This is a genomic window from Shewanella sp. MBTL60-112-B2, from assembly GCF_019655055.1.
Lineage (GTDB): Bacteria > Pseudomonadota > Gammaproteobacteria > Enterobacterales > Shewanellaceae > Shewanella.
On sequence record NZ_BPFA01000003.1, the window covers coordinates 79,315 to 94,962 of the forward strand.

At 43.7% G+C, this 15,648-nt stretch carries 12 protein-coding genes; 2 read left to right on the forward strand and 10 right to left on the reverse strand.

What is annotated here, in order from left to right; all coding sequences use genetic code 11:
- The first annotated feature begins 3 nt into the window (after positions 1 to 3).
- On the forward strand, positions 4 to 741 hold the full coding sequence (locus K5Q73_RS02760) for an RNA pseudouridine synthase (RefSeq protein ID WP_220759054.1): 738 nt from the start codon (positions 4 to 6) through the stop codon (positions 739 to 741).
- Between the two features lie 763 nt (positions 742 to 1,504).
- Here the strand turns inward: K5Q73_RS02760 and K5Q73_RS02765 are convergent.
- The 3 genes from K5Q73_RS02765 to K5Q73_RS02775 all read right to left on the reverse strand — a co-directional run bounded on the left by K5Q73_RS02765 (position 1,505) and on the right by K5Q73_RS02775 (position 6,329).
- Entirely contained in the window at positions 1,505 to 1,996 is a 492-nt protein-coding gene (locus tag K5Q73_RS02765; protein WP_220759053.1) for a hypothetical protein, read from the reverse strand.
- A gap of 693 nt (positions 1,997 to 2,689) precedes the next feature.
- A complete protein-coding gene (locus K5Q73_RS02770; protein WP_220759052.1) occupies positions 2,690 to 4,846 on the reverse strand; it encodes a S46 family peptidase in 2,157 nt (718 codons plus the stop codon).
- A 283-nt stretch (positions 4,847 to 5,129) separates the two neighbouring features.
- Positions 5,130 to 6,329 carry an amino acid permease gene (locus K5Q73_RS02775; protein WP_220759051.1) on the reverse strand — a complete coding sequence of 400 codons (1,200 nt, stop codon included), beginning with the start codon at positions 6,327 to 6,329 and terminating at the stop codon, positions 5,130 to 5,132.
- A gap of 686 nt (positions 6,330 to 7,015) precedes the next feature.
- Here K5Q73_RS02775 and K5Q73_RS02780 point away from each other — a divergent pair.
- On the forward strand, positions 7,016 to 7,570 hold the full coding sequence (locus tag K5Q73_RS02780) for a TMEM165/GDT1 family protein (protein WP_220759050.1): 555 nt from the start codon (positions 7,016 to 7,018) through the stop codon (positions 7,568 to 7,570).
- 288 nt (positions 7,571 to 7,858) lie between these two features.
- Here K5Q73_RS02780 and katB read toward each other — a convergent pair whose 3' ends face one another.
- From katB to K5Q73_RS02815, 7 genes are all read right to left on the reverse strand, one after another.
- The gene (katB, locus tag K5Q73_RS02785; protein WP_220759049.1) at positions 7,859 to 9,322 is read right to left on the reverse strand and encodes a catalase; all 1,464 of its coding nucleotides are present in this window, start codon (positions 9,320 to 9,322) and stop codon (positions 7,859 to 7,861) included.
- A 465-nt stretch (positions 9,323 to 9,787) separates the two neighbouring features.
- Positions 9,788 to 10,042 (reverse strand): YgjV family protein, encoded by a 255-nt coding sequence (locus K5Q73_RS02790; RefSeq protein ID WP_220759048.1) that lies wholly within the window; start codon positions 10,040 to 10,042, stop codon positions 9,788 to 9,790.
- A 192-nt stretch (positions 10,043 to 10,234) separates the two neighbouring features.
- A complete protein-coding gene (locus K5Q73_RS02795; protein WP_220759047.1) occupies positions 10,235 to 10,672 on the reverse strand; it encodes a PaaI family thioesterase in 438 nt (145 codons plus the stop codon).
- A gap of 366 nt (positions 10,673 to 11,038) precedes the next feature.
- Complete coding sequence (gene deoD / locus K5Q73_RS02800; protein ID WP_220759189.1) at positions 11,039 to 11,752, reverse strand: purine-nucleoside phosphorylase; 714 nt, start codon at positions 11,750 to 11,752, stop codon at positions 11,039 to 11,041.
- An 82-nt stretch (positions 11,753 to 11,834) separates the two neighbouring features.
- Positions 11,835 to 13,061 (reverse strand): NupC/NupG family nucleoside CNT transporter, encoded by a 1,227-nt coding sequence (locus tag K5Q73_RS02805; RefSeq protein ID WP_220759046.1) that lies wholly within the window; start codon positions 13,059 to 13,061, stop codon positions 11,835 to 11,837.
- 804 nt (positions 13,062 to 13,865) lie between these two features.
- Entirely contained in the window at positions 13,866 to 14,540 is a 675-nt protein-coding gene (locus K5Q73_RS02810; RefSeq protein ID WP_220759045.1) for a response regulator transcription factor, read from the reverse strand.
- A 249-nt stretch (positions 14,541 to 14,789) separates the two neighbouring features.
- Positions 14,790 to 15,404 carry a DUF2238 domain-containing protein gene (locus K5Q73_RS02815; protein ID WP_220759044.1) on the reverse strand — a complete coding sequence of 205 codons (615 nt, stop codon included), beginning with the start codon at positions 15,402 to 15,404 and terminating at the stop codon, positions 14,790 to 14,792.
- Positions 15,405 to 15,648: the final 244 nt, after the last annotated feature.

The following is a 15,648-nucleotide window of genomic DNA, read 5'->3' on the forward strand; positions in this document are numbered from 1 at the left end:
TTCATGAGACTTGCAAAATACCTTGCCTTAACCGGCTGTTGTTCCCGCCGCGCCGCCACTCGTTTAATCAGAGATGGTCAAGTTCGTATCGATGATCGACTCGCTAATCACGTAGACAGTGTGACCCTAATCGACACCCCCGACGGTCAGCGCTGCGCCGAGCAGATCTATGTTAACGATGAGCCAATTAGTGCTGTTGAAGCTAAAGCCTATTGGCTGTTTAATAAAGCGGTCGGCACCGACAGTCGTCTGCTAGCGCATCTGCCAAACAGCTTATTGCACCTGTTGCCCGAGTCACCACGTCTCTACCCTGTCGGCCGTCTGGATAAAGACAGCCGTGGTCTGTTGATTTTAACCAACGATGGTGAGTTAACTCATAAGCTAATGCACCCAGATTTTGGTCATGCTAAAACTTACCATGTGCAAGTTGACCGGGCTTTTGATGATGCTTTTCTTGCCTGCATGGCCGCTGGGGTGAGCTATAAAGATGTCACGACTTTGCCTTGTGTGATGAGCCGTTTAGGTTCTGATAAGTATGAGATTACCTTGACTCAAGGGCTGAATCGGCAAATACGCCGTATGTCACAGGCTTTGGGGTTTAAGGTTATCGACCTTAAACGGCTGTCGATTCAGAGTTTGCAGTTAGGGGATTTGCCAGAGGGTTCTATGAGACCTTTGAGTTCCGCAGAGTTAACTGATTTGCTGAATTCTGTTGCTTGTCCAGAAAGTAGCGCTGATTGATTTAGCCTTATCGGCTAAGAGATGTGCTTTGCCACATATCAGGCTAAGCCTGAGCATAGGTCGCAAAGACTCTAAATATTTTTGACTGAGAGTGGCATCCAACAATAGTGGTTCCAATGGCCTGCGGCCGGCGTATGTGCAGACACTTCTGAGACTCGCTGCAAGCACATCCCTGTGAGCTCAACGAAAACATCCATGTTTTCGACGGTCTCAGCCCTATCTACACCAAGTTGGAACAGCACACTCTTTAATGTTTAGAGTTGCAGCTAAAGCCCTAACTAGCTTTTGGACAAAAGCTATTCACCACGAAAAAAGGCTAAAGTTCGCAATAAGCTCAGGTGTCGAAACTTCTGTGGGACGCTATAAAACCGTCCTTGGCCGCTCTACAGTTTCATCCCTGAAACCGAAGCCTACAGCCGTACCGACATCTGAATCATCATCTCTCCGAATTAGTTCTCTCAGGTGTGGCAAGCTCATTTCTGGACAAAAGCTATTCACCACGAAAAAAAGGCTACAGTTCGCAGTAAGCTCAGCTGTCGCAACTTCTGTGGAACACTATAAAGCCATCCATGGCCGCTCTGCGATTTCATCCCTGAAACCGAAGCCCACAGCCGTACCGACATCTGAATCATCTTCCTTCCTAATTCGTTCTCTCAGATGTTACAAACTCATTTTTAGACATTAATCAGTTAGTGCAACCACTCTAGTTAGCCTAGCATTGATTAGAACAAGTATCTTAGCTCCCTAATTCGCTCCGATCCCTTTATCTGAAGTCTTGATTAATTGCTTTCGTTAACCTTCTCAATGCAGATAGAAGTTCTTCTACTGATTTTTTAGAAAATTGACCTGATACCCTAGCCTCATTGAGTCCTTGGTCGTAACTTACGTCAATAGCAGTTAATATTTCTGGCTGATATTTTCGCTGTCTTAATCTAAATGTTAAGGTTTGAATTTGCAGTCCATACACCCCAAAAGCCTCCTTTCCTTGTAGTTGCTCATCATCACAAACCAATTTTAGTTGCTGGAATAATGCATATTCAAGTTCGGTTGCAGTGCTAAAAATGTTACTGAACTTGAGTTGTTTTCGCCAACTATTTAGTGCGAGGCATGCAACTATAGCTGCACAAATGGTTGAAAATGAAGTTAAATAGCTAAGAATGAGCTCTAAGTTTGTAGGTTGTGAAAAAATATTGTTCGTTACATAGCCCATTAAAAATATCGTAATGAATAGGGCTGCACCTTTAACTAAACTCATGAAGTTGTCACCTTTCCGTATAAGAGCTTACTAGACCCGTTTGGGTGACTTTTTGTAAAAACAAGAACATCCCCAAAAACCGAATATTACATCTAGGCATTTTTACCACTTTTATTCTTTGTAAACAATAAATTAAAGGGTGTCACTCAACATATTGTGGGTCTCATGAGGAGCGTTTCTAAAATGCGATAACAACTTATCGAGCAATAAATGGCCAGACTTTTGAAAGAATATGATTGCTGATTTTACAAATGTGGGCGTTGCTTTCTCTCTATTTCAGATAAGGTTTAATAGGGTAAAATTAGAGAGGAAGATATTCTATTTATTTTGCTTCTAAATGATAAAGGGGCAAAAATGAGTTACGAAACTCACAGAAAACACCAGTTCCCCATCGGAAGCGTTAGACTATTTCTAATAAGTACGAGGGAGACAACTTCGTCGGGGCGACTGGGACTCTTTATAAATAAAATGGTCAAGAGGGGGTAGCTGTTGACCCCTTCTTGCCCGAGTGTGAGCTGGAAGCTCACGACTTTGGTTGTTAGACGTAGTCTAACTTAATGACTTTGGTCAGGCGCAGCCTGATAACCTTCCAATATGGCAAAACCAAACAAACCACCAAAAATCAAAAAAGCCGAAACACTTTCATGTTTCGGCTTTTGCATGCAAAAGGCTAGCTAATCATAGCCAATATGATTAATGCACAATTTCCATCTCTTCTAACAGGTTATCGGCATTATCAAGATACTTCATTACCCATAACATGTAACGGCTATCTACTTGGATAGAACGGTTAGTCTCAGTATCGTAGCCCCAGTCACCGATAATGCTCTCGTATACACCATCAAATAACAGACCAACAAGCTCGGCGCGGCCATTTAAGGTTGGCGAACCTGAGTTACCACCTGTGGTATCGAGGGTCGATAGGAAGTTAACTGGCACTGAGTCCAATGACTTCACATAGTAATCACCGTACTGCTTGTTGGCGATAAGCTCTAGCTCTTTAGCTGGCGCATTAAATGGTTCTACACCTGTGTCTTTCGCCAAAATCCCTTCAAGGCGAGTAAATGGCTCAGCATAAAGTCCATCTTCTGGCGAGTAACCTTTCACATGACCCACTGTGACACGCAGGCTTGAGTTAGCATCTGCGTAAACTGGCTTACCTTGCTCACGGTTATAAGCGATGATAGCGTCCATATACATAGGACGAACCTTCATCAACTCACCTGCTAGTTGCTTTTCAGCCTGCTCACGCTTCATGCGCTCGTCATAGGTCGCAACGGCATACTGAATGAATGGGTCTTTTGACTTTTTAAACTCGGCAACTGACTTGTCCATCCAAGCTAGGCGGGTTTCTTTGTCTGACAGCTTAGTGTTGGCGTACATCTTATCAAGCGTCTTGCTTAACTTAGCCGCATCAAAGTTGTTAGTAATGCCAAAGGCTTTATCAAACGCTGGTAGACGCTCATCTTTTGGTAGCGCTGCGTAACGAGTAATAAGCTCTAATAGCATGGCTTTATCAACGCTGGCGGCATAACGACGTTCAATACGCTCCATGCCTGATGTAAAGCGTGTCATATCGCGCTCTTGATAACCTGGCTCACGATCCATATCCGCTAGGGCTTTTTCATTAGCTAATCTGTACAGGCGACCAGAAGTACTTAGCATGGTGCTGTAACCCATATAGCTAAGTAGTAAATCACGTTCTTGGCCTTGCTGACCTTTAGCAATGAGCTTATCAAGCTCGGCTAGTACCTTACCGTATTGCTGCTTACGATTGCTGTCGGCGCTAATCCAGTTAGCTAGCTTCTGCTCTAGTGCTTTACGGTCATCAAGCATGGTCGATTTACCATAGAACTCGATCATAGAAGTAAAGTTCTTAGCATAGTTAGCTAAACCTGCAATTGAGCTTTCGTACTTGATACGCTCATCGCTGCCTTCTGGCGCGGTCTCTTTAATGATCTCAATTAGGCGTTCACGTAAGATCTTGCCTTCAGGATATGACCACTCAAATTGGTTTTCGACTTCGTTAGCTGTGCGGTAACGGTTGGTGCGCCCCGGATAACCAGCAACCATCACAAAGTCACCTTCACTAACGCCTTTAGCCGATACTTTTAAGAAGCTCTTTGGCTCGAATGGCACGTTGTCTTTGCTGAAATCTGCAGGCTTACCGTCTTTTGATACGTAAGCGCGGTAGAAAGCATAATCACCGGTGTGACGTGGCCACATCCAGTTATCGATATCACCGCCATACTTACCCACGCTGGCTGCTGGTGTGTATGTTAAACGCACATCGCGAATTTCTAGTTGCTTAACTAGGTAATACTCTAGGCCGCCGTGGAAGCTGTATACCTTACAACGGTAACCGTCTTCTTTCTCACACTCGGCCACTAGGCCTTTTTCTTTTTGCTCAATGCCTTTGTAAAACGCGTTACCTGTTTTACTCTCAAGGCCATCTTTAACCTTGTCGGTTACGTCAACAACGCTTTCAGTCACGTAAACTCGCGAGCCCGGTGTTGCCGGTAGCTCGTCGCTAAATGACTTAGCTAAGAAGCCGTCACGTAGTAGGTTTTTCTCAGGAGTTGAGTTGTACTGAATAGAGCCGTAAGCACAGTGATGGTTAGTTACAACTAGGCCCTTAGGTGATACGAATGACGCGGTACAGCCGCCAAGGCTTATCACTGCGTTCATTGGGAATTCGGTCAGTTTTGAAATCGAGTTAACATCAATTTCTAACCCTTTCGCCTTTAGTTCATCTGCCATGGCAGGAAGTTGATAAGGCTGCCACATACCTTCGTCAGCTAGAGCGCCAAAAGAGGTCGCCATAGCCGCTGTCAAAAGCCATTTTTTCATTTTTATAAGTCCATTTCTTATCTCTTATTAAGAGCTTTAATAAGAGTATTTTTTATGATTTTTTGTTGATTGCTTGTGGTTCGATATTCAATTTCCTTAGGACGGAAAACAAAAAAGTCGAGCCCAATATTTTCATATTCGAGCTCGACTTTATCATAAGAAGAGGCGCTGATAACAGTTTCTGAATTAATCTCTTACAAAGCTGTTACCTTTTGTAGAATAGCCTTTGCAGGCATACACGTTAACAGGCGTACGGTATGCCGCGCTCTGGTTAAAACGCTAGTTAGAGTGCAACCCATAGCTGAGCTAAGATAATCGCTAAACCTGCAACCCCTGCTAGACCGAGGGCGGTATTACCACCACAAACCTGATAACCACCTAAATTTTGCTTACGCTGGCGCAGTGCCATTGCGATAGGCAAGAAGATAATAATCACCACTAGCGGAATCGCCGCAAAACCTAACACCTTGTAGAAACCATCTGGGTAGTACAATGCACAAAGTAGCGGTGGTACAAAGGTCAGCAGCCATGTTTGTACGCGGCCTAATGCATTTTCTTTAGCACGTGTTAGCTCGGCAACATAATCTAATAAACTCATGGTCACGCCTAGGAACGAAGTAACCAAGGCGAAGTTAGCGAATAGGTCGATGAAAGACTTCAACACTGACGACTCAGCAACACCTTGCAGCGCCGTAACAAGCAATGGCAAAGAGCCATTAAACTCATGTACCGTATCACCACCTAAAGTGCCTAGGGTAACCACTAGCCAAAGGATGTAGCACACAAGCGGAATGGTTGAACCTATAATTAACACCTTACGCAACGACATGGCGTCGCCATCTAAATAGCGCACTATGGTGGCAATACATACATGGAAGCCGAACGAGGTGAACACAATAGGAATAGCCGCTAACCATAGGTTGGTTAAGTCGCTGCTAGTCACCATACCTTCGGTTGAGTTATTCATCATCAGACTCATATCAACTTCTGGTAGCAAGTAGGCAACCACTATCACCAGTAGCGTGATCATTGAGGTAAACAGCACCCGTGACACTTTATCAATCCAGCTAACGCCAATCGCGATAATGCCACCGAAAATCAGCGTAAAGAGTAACACCGCGAATTGACTATCAACGTCCATACCAACCATTGCCATCTTTGATTCAAGCAGCGACGAGCCACCCATCAAATACACCATGGTAAGTGCAAACAGCAGACTCAAGAATGAGCCGCCTTGAATAAGCTGCCCTACTCTACCTAAGGTTTTACCTGTGATGCTGTGCAGATTTAAACCAACACCTACCCGAAGGTTAATTTCAAGCATTAGTAGTGAGGTATAAATGGATATACCCCAAATTACGATAAGTAAAAGCAGTGCGGGAATGGTACCTAATGAAGCTGTTGCTAAAGGCAAAGCCAACATACCGCCACCAATTGCCGTTCCTGCGACAATGGCAACTGAGCCAAGTATTTTTGAGTTCACAAAATTGTCCTGTTAAATTTTATTTTTTATTTAGATAGGTCAGATTTAGAACGACTTTGAGGGAGAGAATGTTGCAAGTTAACAATATCAATAACTGCCCCCAATCGAATCCGGTCATCTTCGACCTTACGATTCCAATTGGCCTCAACGGCTAGTTAAATAAAACGTGTATTCACCTTATCAACTTAGCCACTGAGGCTTGATAAATCGTGGAAAATACAGAGTGAATTGTTTCATTACGGCTCTTACTCTAAAAAATGACTGCACTGACATTAACAGCAGTATTCCCCGTGGGCAAGCCTTCTAGAGCAGTTAAAATCAACTCGGCACGAGTTATTAACATAAGCGCAAAGCCAGTACGACAGTTATGTTACTTAAGTCTAAATTACCGATTAATTTACTCACTGGTTTGCTTTTGACGTTGAAAAAAACAGCGTAGCCGCTATAATGCCGCCTCGCTTCAGGGGAGTAGCTATCAGTAAGGCGACAAAAGGGCATTAAATGCCTGCCAGCGTCATTTACTGAGTATGTATCAACATAATTGGCCACATGCCATGGTACATACAGCAGCTCAATACGCCAGTTTTGAGCCCGCCCAGCAAGACCTGAGCACCGCACCTCTTAAATTTGGGGAAGAGTTGCTGTGCTTAGTTTATTGCTAATACGTCCCCATTTAGGATTAACTCTTGGAAGCACTACTTGCCTCTACCTTTACTGTTGCCATTGCTGAAATCGGCGATAAAACTCAATTGTTAGCATTAATCTTAGCCGCGCGTTTTAAAAACAAAACCGCCATTATTCTTGGTATTTTCCTATCTACCTTAGTTAATCACTTCGCAGCCGCTTGGCTAGGACAATGGGCTATCTCTTGGATCAGCCCGGAAATGGGACGCTATCTAGTTGCCGCCTCATTTTTTGCCATTGCGTTATGGGTGTTAATCCCTGATAAAGTCGATGCCGAAGAGAGTCGTTTCTATGCCATGGGACCATTCTTAGCCACATTCATTCTATTCTTCATCGCCGAGATGGGGGACAAAACCCAAATAGCCACAGTCGTGCTGTCGGCTAAGTATGATGCCTTAGCCATGGTTGTTATGGGCACCACCTTAGGTATGCTTATAGCCAATGTGCCAGTGGTCATTGCCGGACACTTTAGCGCCGAGAAGCTACCGATGAGCTGGATACACCGCGGCTGCGCGGTACTATTTGCGCTACTGGGCGTTGCGACTTTGGTTTTTTAAAGAAAGGTTCTAGGTTCTAGGTTCTAGGTTCTAGGTTCTAGGTTCTAGGTTCTAGGTTCTAGGTTCTAGGTTCTAGGTTCTAGGTTCTAGGTTCTAGGTTCTAGGTTCTAGGTTCTAGGTTCTAGGTTCTAGGTTCTAGGTTCTAGGTTCTAGGTTCTAGCACAAACAGAATACAAAAAGGCAAAACAGCATCTACTGTTTTGCCTTTAATTTTAGCTTTTAAGATCTTAGCACCTGCTTTTCCTAGAACCTAGGACCTGCTTTTATCTAGAACCTTTCTTAGCCAGATTAACCTTTTAACGCCTCTTCTACTCGGCGGCCATAATCACTATCAGCGGCAGTAAAATGCTCAACCATCTTAGTTTGTGTCGCTTCGCTTACCACACTTAATGTGCCTGCGATGTTAGCAATTAAACGCGCTTTCTCATCTTCTGGCAGTAGGCGGTATAAGTCACCAGCTTGGCTAAAGTCATCTTGGTCATAACGGCTGTATCGATCTGCTTCACCATCTAAACGCAGTGGTGGCTCAGCAAATTGCGTTTGGTCTTGTAGGCCGTCAAAGCTATTTGGTCCATAGTTTCTGCTAGGGTCGCCACCTGTTTGGCTACCTGAGAACGGGCACTGTGTACCTGCCATTGCGCCGCCACGCTGGTGATGGTTAGCCGTTGTTGCATGTGGGCAGTTAACCGGTAGTTGGTTATAGTTAGCTCCGATACGGTAGCGCTGTGCATCAGCATAGGCAAACAAACGCGCTTGCAGCATTTTGTCTGGCGATGCGCCAACACCAGGAACTAAATTGCTTGGTGCTAATGCGACTTGCTCAACTTCAGCAAAGTAGTTTTGCGGCATACGGTTTAGCTCTAACTCACCAATTTCAATCAATGGGTAGTCAGCATGTGGCCACACTTTAGTTAAATCAAACGGATTGATCTTATAAGTGTTTGCTTCAGCTTCTGGCATGATCTGTACTTTTACCGCCCACTTAGGGAAGTTGCCGTCGTTAATTGCCGCAACCATGTCACGCTGTGATGAATCTGGGTCGATACCTTTAAGAATATCAGCCTGCTCAGCCGTTAAGTTAGCGATGCCTTGCTTAGTCTTAAAGTGGAACTTGACCCAGAAACGCTCACCCTTGGCATTCCAGAAAGAGAAGGTGTGCGAACCAAATCCGTGCATTTGACGATAGTTAGCTGGAATACCGCGATCTGACATCAATACCGTAACTTGGTGCATAGCTTCAGGATTCAGTGCCCAGAAGTCCCACATAGCATGCGGATCTTTCAAGTTAGTTTGTGGGTTACGCTTTTGAGTGTGAATAAAGTCTGGGAACTTAATACCGTCACGCAAGAAGAAAGTCGGCGTGTTGTTACCTACGATATCGTGGTTACCACGAGTGGTATAAAAACGTAGACCAAAACCACGTGGATCGCGCTCAGCATCTGCAGAGCCCATCTCACCACCAACTGTAGAGAAACGAACAAAGGTTTCAGTTTCTTTACCTACACCGTTAAAGTGATCGGCAATTGTGTAATCACTCATGTCACGAGTCAGGGTAAACTTACCGTAAACACCGGTACCTTTAGCATGTACGATACGCTCTGGAATACGCTCACGGTTAAAGTGAGCTAGTTTCTCGATAAGGTGCCAATCTTGCAGTAGAAGCGGTCCGCGCTCACCAGCTGACAGTGAATTTTGGTCATCGCTAATTGGTGCGCCATTTTGTGCGGTAAGAACTCGGTTTTGCTGACTCATACATTACTCCTCAATCTTGGCGTGATCCCAGCCAAGTTTCGATTAAATCAAATAGGGTAGCCATGGTTTATCCTCTATCTGCGATACGCTATGGCAACGCGGCAACTAACCGCTTGTCGATGAGATAAGAATAGACCCTGAAGCGAAAACAATAAAACGATTAAAGACGATAAGCCTAAACGCATTTACAGATTAAAAATCCATGGGTAAATCGATAGGAATAAACTTCACTTCAATTAGAGGCTTGGAGAATAATGTTGAATCAAATTGGTATTATTGATGCGTATCAATAAATGAAATGTTCAGATTTAATCGCTACTAGGTAAGTAGCTTTGTAGGCATTCATCGCTAACTAAGTATACGAATAGTAATGAAATGTACTGAATTATTTGCAGGCGAGCTATTTAACGCTATTGAAATTGGCTAAAAAGGAGGTAATCGAAGATCCCTCCTTAGTTATAATCTTTACAATTCCGTCTTTTCGCTCATTTTTGTTTCAGCCTTATACAGCTTAACCAAATAATAGGCGTCGATCAGTACGATAAAGAAGTTTACTAGAGCCACAGGGATCGCGTCGATAGCCAGTCCGTAGGCCACAAACAATGCTGCACCAACCAGGTTCCACCAACGTAATTTTTTGATGTTAGACATCATCAAAGATATCGCGACGACGACTGACGCTAGGTATCCGACCCACTCCCATATTGTTGCGTTATCCATTCGCACTCCTAATTATTGATATTAGGCCTAAGCAATACCCTAGGCTGATAAAAGTAATGCAATAAGTATGAGCAAAAGTTAACCAATAAAACAGGCCTTAGCTAAATAAAATTACTCATACTTGAGCGGATATTTATCGCTGAAAACAACCACGGCAGCGATCATGGGAGCGATAGAACAAATGTAGCAGCTCTAGCGTTTAACCACGGCTGCGGTCATACGAGAGATACAGCATAACTCACCGGCGCTGTTATGGATCAGCACTTCCCAAACCGAGCTACGCTTGCCCAGGTGTATCGCTTTAGCTGTCGCAGTTAGTATGCCGTTACGTGAGGCTTTTAAGTGATTAGCGTTAATTTCTTGGCCAACACAGTAATAGTTTTCAAAGTCGACCGCAAAATTCGCCGCATAGCTCGCAACTGTCTCGGCCAATGCCACATTAGCACCGCCATGAACTATGCCCAGTGGATTATGCACTGCAGGTGTTGCTGGCATAGTCGCCTTCATATAGTCGTCACCAATTTCAGAAATAGTGATCCCCATGGTTTGCATCAAGGTGCCCTTACCATTCATCCCAGCATCCATTGTAGCGCAGACTTCGAGGCTTACAGGCTTAAACCAAATCGACATTTTCTCTTTCCAAAAAGACTATTAGTGCAACTAGTCTACTTTGTCTGCATAGATCTTTAAACCTATCAAAACCTTAGTTGCCAGTTTTTGCTAACGAGTAGATATATTAGTACTGCTAGAAGAGGCTGAAACGAAGCTGAATGGGAGTTAGAAACTAAAATAAAACAGCCCAAATAGCAGTTTGCTATTTGGGCTGAATTGGCGCGCGACTAGGCTTAGTATTTTTTGTCGATGACGCTAGTGCGTCCAACTTAATGTGCCTAGCCGCGGCCATAGGGTAAAGCGTTACAATCAAGCTAATTGCTACTAAGCAGCATTAATGACGCGCAAGATACCTAAGTAAACTTAAGCGACTATTAATCGCGATTAAAGAAGTTCTTCAACTGCGTCTAATGTGAGCTTAATCATGTCATTCAGCGTTTGCTGACGCTCTTCTGCAGTTAAATGCAGCCCTTGGCGAATATGGTCTGTTACTGTCATCATGGCCAATGCGTTAGCGCCAAATTCAGTTGCTACACCGTAAAGGCCTGCAGCTTCCATTTCGACGCCTAAGATGCCGTACTTTTCCATTAGGTCGTAACGCGCTTCATCTGCACAGTAGAACAGATCAGACGTATACAAGTTACCTACATGGTAGCTAGCACCAAGCTTTTCAGCAGAATCTGCTGCACGTTTAAGCAAGTTGAAGTCTGCAATCATAGCAAAATCAGTGTTAGCAAAACGTGTTCTGTTTACGCCTGAATCTGTGCTTGCACCCATAGCAATAACTACGTCCATTAGCTTGATTTTATCGCTGATGGCGCCACATGAACCGATACGTACGATGTTTTCAACACCGTAATCTGTGATTAGTTCTTTAGCGTAAATAGAGATAGACGGCACACCCATACCAGAACCCATAACAGAGATCTTTTTGCCATTGTATTCGCCGGTGTAGCCCAACATGTTACGCACGTCGGTTACTAGAACTGCGTTTTCTAAAAAGTTATCGGCAATATACTTTGCACGTAGCGGATCACCAGGCATTAGAACTGTTTTAGCAAACGCACCGCTTTCGGCATTAATATGTGGAGTCATGATACATCCTTAAAAAGTTTGAGTAATTGTTTGCGCTAGTAAACAAGTACTCATTGATAAAAATAAGATTAAGCTGCGGTCAAAATTAACCAGCTAAGCTATATAGCAAACCAGCAATAGTACCGCTCATTAAGTTAGCTAGAGCTGCAGCGATTAACGCCTTCATACCCAATGCACTTAAGTCGTGACGACGCTCAGGGCAAAGTGCCGCTAAGCCACCAATCACCATTGCTAATGAGCCGATATTTGCAAAGCCACACAGTGCAAAACTGATAATAATTTGAGTCTTTTCTGATAGCTGGTCAGCTACTTTCAAGAAGTCGATATAAGCAACAAACTCGTTAATGACCATTTTCTGGCCAATAAATGATGCCGCCTGTGTTGCTTCGCTCCAAGGTACACCCATGACCCATGCTAGTGGTGCCAGTACGTAACCTAAGATAGCTTGCATAGTTAGGCCTTCAATACCAAACCAGCCGCCGATGCCGCCAAGCATACCGTTAACCATGGCGATAAGTGCCACGAATGCCAATAACAGCGCTGACACTGACAATACCTGCTGCATACCCATTGCTGCGCCGCTGGCTGCAGCGTCGAGTACGTTCGCCGGTTTGTCTGTCACATCATCCATCACTTTTTTGATGTCGTTTTGTGGCGTTTCAGTCTCTGGCCACATCAACTTAGCAAACAGTAAACCAGCTGGCGCCGTCATAAACGCTGCAGTTAGTACGTATTTCACGTCAACACCCATCTGGATATAACCTATCATGGTGCCGCCAGCCACAGAAGCTAAGCCGCCGGTCATTACCGCGAACAGCTCTGAGCGAGTCATGTGCTTAACAAAGGGACGTACCATTGAAGGCGCTTCAATTGGTCCAACAAAGATATTGGCTGTAGCAGAGAGAGATTCTGCACGGCTTGAACCCAGCAGCTTAGATAAGCCACCACCAATTAAGCCAATAACCAACTGCATAATGCCAAGGTAATAAAGTACGGCAATTAATGCGCTGATGAAGACCACCACAAATAGCACGTTAATTACAAAGATAAAGCCAACACCAAATTTAGCGAGGTCGCCAAATAAGAAGGCTAAGCCTTCGTTAGCGTAGCCAATAACATGCATAACGCCATTTGATGCGCCATCAAGTACCGCCTGCCCCATAGGCACATACATAACAAATGCGCCAAAGGCGACTTGAAACGCTAACGCACCGAGTACGGTTCTAGGATTAATTGCTTTTCTATTTTCTGATAGTGCAACCGCTAAGCCCATAAGACAAAGCATGCCGAACAAACTGATGAAAACTTCCATACATTTATTACCGTTAAAATCTTGATATGAGCGCAGTGTATACAGACGCTATTTTGCCGCAAGGAATTTGACTGATTTTGGCGAAGATAAACAAACTTTTTATCGCCTTGAGGAGTAATAAGCGATGAGATGAGGGAAAAGCAATGAAACCTTAATATTAGCAAAACACAATTTAAACACCAACCCAACACCTATGAAGCATTCAGGCGCGAATTTCAACATAAGAGGCAAAATAAGTACCGCTTTAAGATGATGAAATTCATGCGAGCAAAGGCCAAAATTAGATCAGAAACATACATAACTGAAAGTTTACAACTTAAATAATCGATAGGTTTTGAGTCATTCTTGATGAAATACCCATTAATGGCTCAAATAGTCTAATTATCACGCTACATTTAAACGGCTAACGATTAAACCGGGATTAAAAAAGGCTGATTTCTGTAAAAATTAGCGCCATAACAAAGGAGGAGAGTTAGAAGATGGTGCAAGAAAAAACCAAAGCAGATTAAAAACAGAACTCTAAGAACCCAGCACAAGCAGGGCTCTTTGCCTTTAAGGCCATAAACCACCAAGCGCTCACTACGTTTGCTACACGGAGGACACGAAGAAAAGAAAAAGCTTAGAGTGGCTTTTTCTTCGTGCTCATTGTGACCTCAGTGATCCATTCTTATCTTTCAAAGTCATAAGATTTTTCTGAGTATCCACCTTAAGTAACTGGTATTAGTAACTGCTATTAGTGACTGGTATTAGTGACTGGTATTAGCCGCTCATATTGCTTTGAAAATGGTGAATAAAAGACTTTATTTAGTGGCTAAGGCCATATAAATTAAGTTGGCTTTCAAATGATTGCGCCCAGCGCAAAAGCTCTACACGATTTCTTGCTTGGGTTTTTCTGAATATAGAGGAAATATGCGCCTTTACCGTATGCTCACTAATACACAGCTTATCGGCGATCTCTTTATTACGTGCGCCACTGGATACCAATTGAATAATGGTTTTTTCACGATTGGTAAGCCCTTCGAGTGATTCAGAGTCCTCAGTTGTCAAAGTTTCTGAAACGCCCATCTTAGTCACTAATTGTCGCAGAACTTTACTCATCAATGGTCTGTCGAACCAAAGCTCATCACCGAGCATTTTGCGTAAGCCCGTTAATAACAAGTCCATACGTTCATCAATAAATAGTAGACCACGGATCCCTTGTAACAAGGCATCTTCTGCTGCAATCCCTTCACGATCGACTTGATAAAGCGCCACAGGCACATGCTTAACTAATTGACTGGCCACCAGCGGAACACCATTAATATCCAGTGCAGCACCTTGCTGAGATACAAGATAAAAGCAGTTACTGTGACTATTAGGGTCAAGCTGTTCTACGTTGGAGATAACCCGCGTTTTCAGTCCAATTGACTCCGCGAGAATCGCTAAGTGGCAAGGAGATGCCACCTGATGAAGAAAGATAACCTCATCAATTTTACTCATCACTTTTCTCCCTGAAAAGTTTTGCCTGTACGCTAAATAGAACAAGCTCTGGGGTTAATTCAGAGGTCAATCTGAGAAAACAACAGAGCTTGTCACCTAAGTAGCGGACTAGGGCATAATTTTTTATTGATACTTTTTTATTAATACTTTTTTCGAGCTAACAAGGCACTTCTGTGATCCATTAGCACTGAAATACAGCCGCATAACCAACCTAGATTAAGCGAGTAATCCCTATCGCCAGCAAGCTTATCATAGCTTGGCTAAGTTAAGCTTTGCTCGTAGCGCCTTATCATGCAAACGACTGAGGAGAAGCACCGCAGAAATCCCCCCTACTAACGCCATCGCCATATCTGACTGGGTATCCCACACGTAACCTTGGGTACCTAAAAATGCCTCGGCGTCTTCACCTGTAAGCTCTGCTACCCACCATTCGATAAGCTCATAAAAAGCGGAGAATGCTAAAGAAAAACAGATGGCTAAGAAGTTACACCAGGCGCCGATCTTTACCACACTTAAGCGAATAAACACCTCGCGCGCCAAGATTGTCGGTATAAAGCCTTGAGCGAAATGCCCCACCTTGTCGTAGTTATTACGCGCGCCCCCAGTCCACTCGCTAATCCAATCAAACAGCGGCACTTCGGCATAGGTATAATGCCCGCCCACCATCAAGATAATGCAGTGAATCAAGATCAAGCCATAGGCTAAGCTCGTCAAGGCAAAACTATTACGGGTATAAATCAAAATCGGTAGTGCAATTAAGGCAGGAGCTACCTCTAAAAACCAGGTAAATTGATCCTTAGGATTAATCCCTGACCAGATTAATACAACGAAGAATATCACTAGCCACGCAGCTCTTTTATTCAAAATATCGCCCCTATATAAGATATTGTTCTAAATTCAGAATAAACACTTTGGCCATCTAGCCCTCCACAGCAAGTAAAAAAAGTGCTACTTTGTGAGAGCGGTTGCGCTTTCAAGCAAAGTTTTTGCTATGAAAGGCATCTAGTCCTTAGTAAATTGACAGTCTATACCCAAACCACTGTAAAAGTAGAGTTTAGTCGTCTCTGCCGTGGCATTAAGTATACATAATAAAACTAAACAGAAAGGG

What these genes read in the sequence shown, in the direction of transcription:
- K5Q73_RS02760 (WP_220759054.1), top strand. Translation starts at nt 4, where the DNA reads ATGAGACTTGCAAAATACCTTGCCTTAACCGGCTGTTGTTCCCGCCGC.
- K5Q73_RS02765 (WP_220759053.1), bottom strand. Translation starts at nt 1,996, where the DNA reads ATGAGTTTAGTTAAAGGTGCAGCCCTATTCATTACGATATTTTTAATG.
- K5Q73_RS02770 (WP_220759052.1), bottom strand. Translation starts at nt 4,846, where the DNA reads ATGAAAAAATGGCTTTTGACAGCGGCTATGGCGACCTCTTTTGGCGCT.
- katB (WP_220759049.1), bottom strand. Translation starts at nt 9,322, where the DNA reads ATGAGTCAGCAAAACCGAGTTCTTACCGCACAAAATGGCGCACCAATT.
- K5Q73_RS02790 (WP_220759048.1), bottom strand. Translation starts at nt 10,042, where the DNA reads ATGGATAACGCAACAATATGGGAGTGGGTCGGATACCTAGCGTCAGTC.
- K5Q73_RS02795 (WP_220759047.1), bottom strand. Translation starts at nt 10,672, where the DNA reads ATGTCGATTTGGTTTAAGCCTGTAAGCCTCGAAGTCTGCGCTACAATG.
- K5Q73_RS02805 (WP_220759046.1), bottom strand. Translation starts at nt 13,061, where the DNA reads ATGGAAGTTTTCATCAGTTTGTTCGGCATGCTTTGTCTTATGGGCTTA.
- K5Q73_RS02810 (WP_220759045.1), bottom strand. Translation starts at nt 14,540, where the DNA reads ATGAGTAAAATTGATGAGGTTATCTTTCTTCATCAGGTGGCATCTCCT.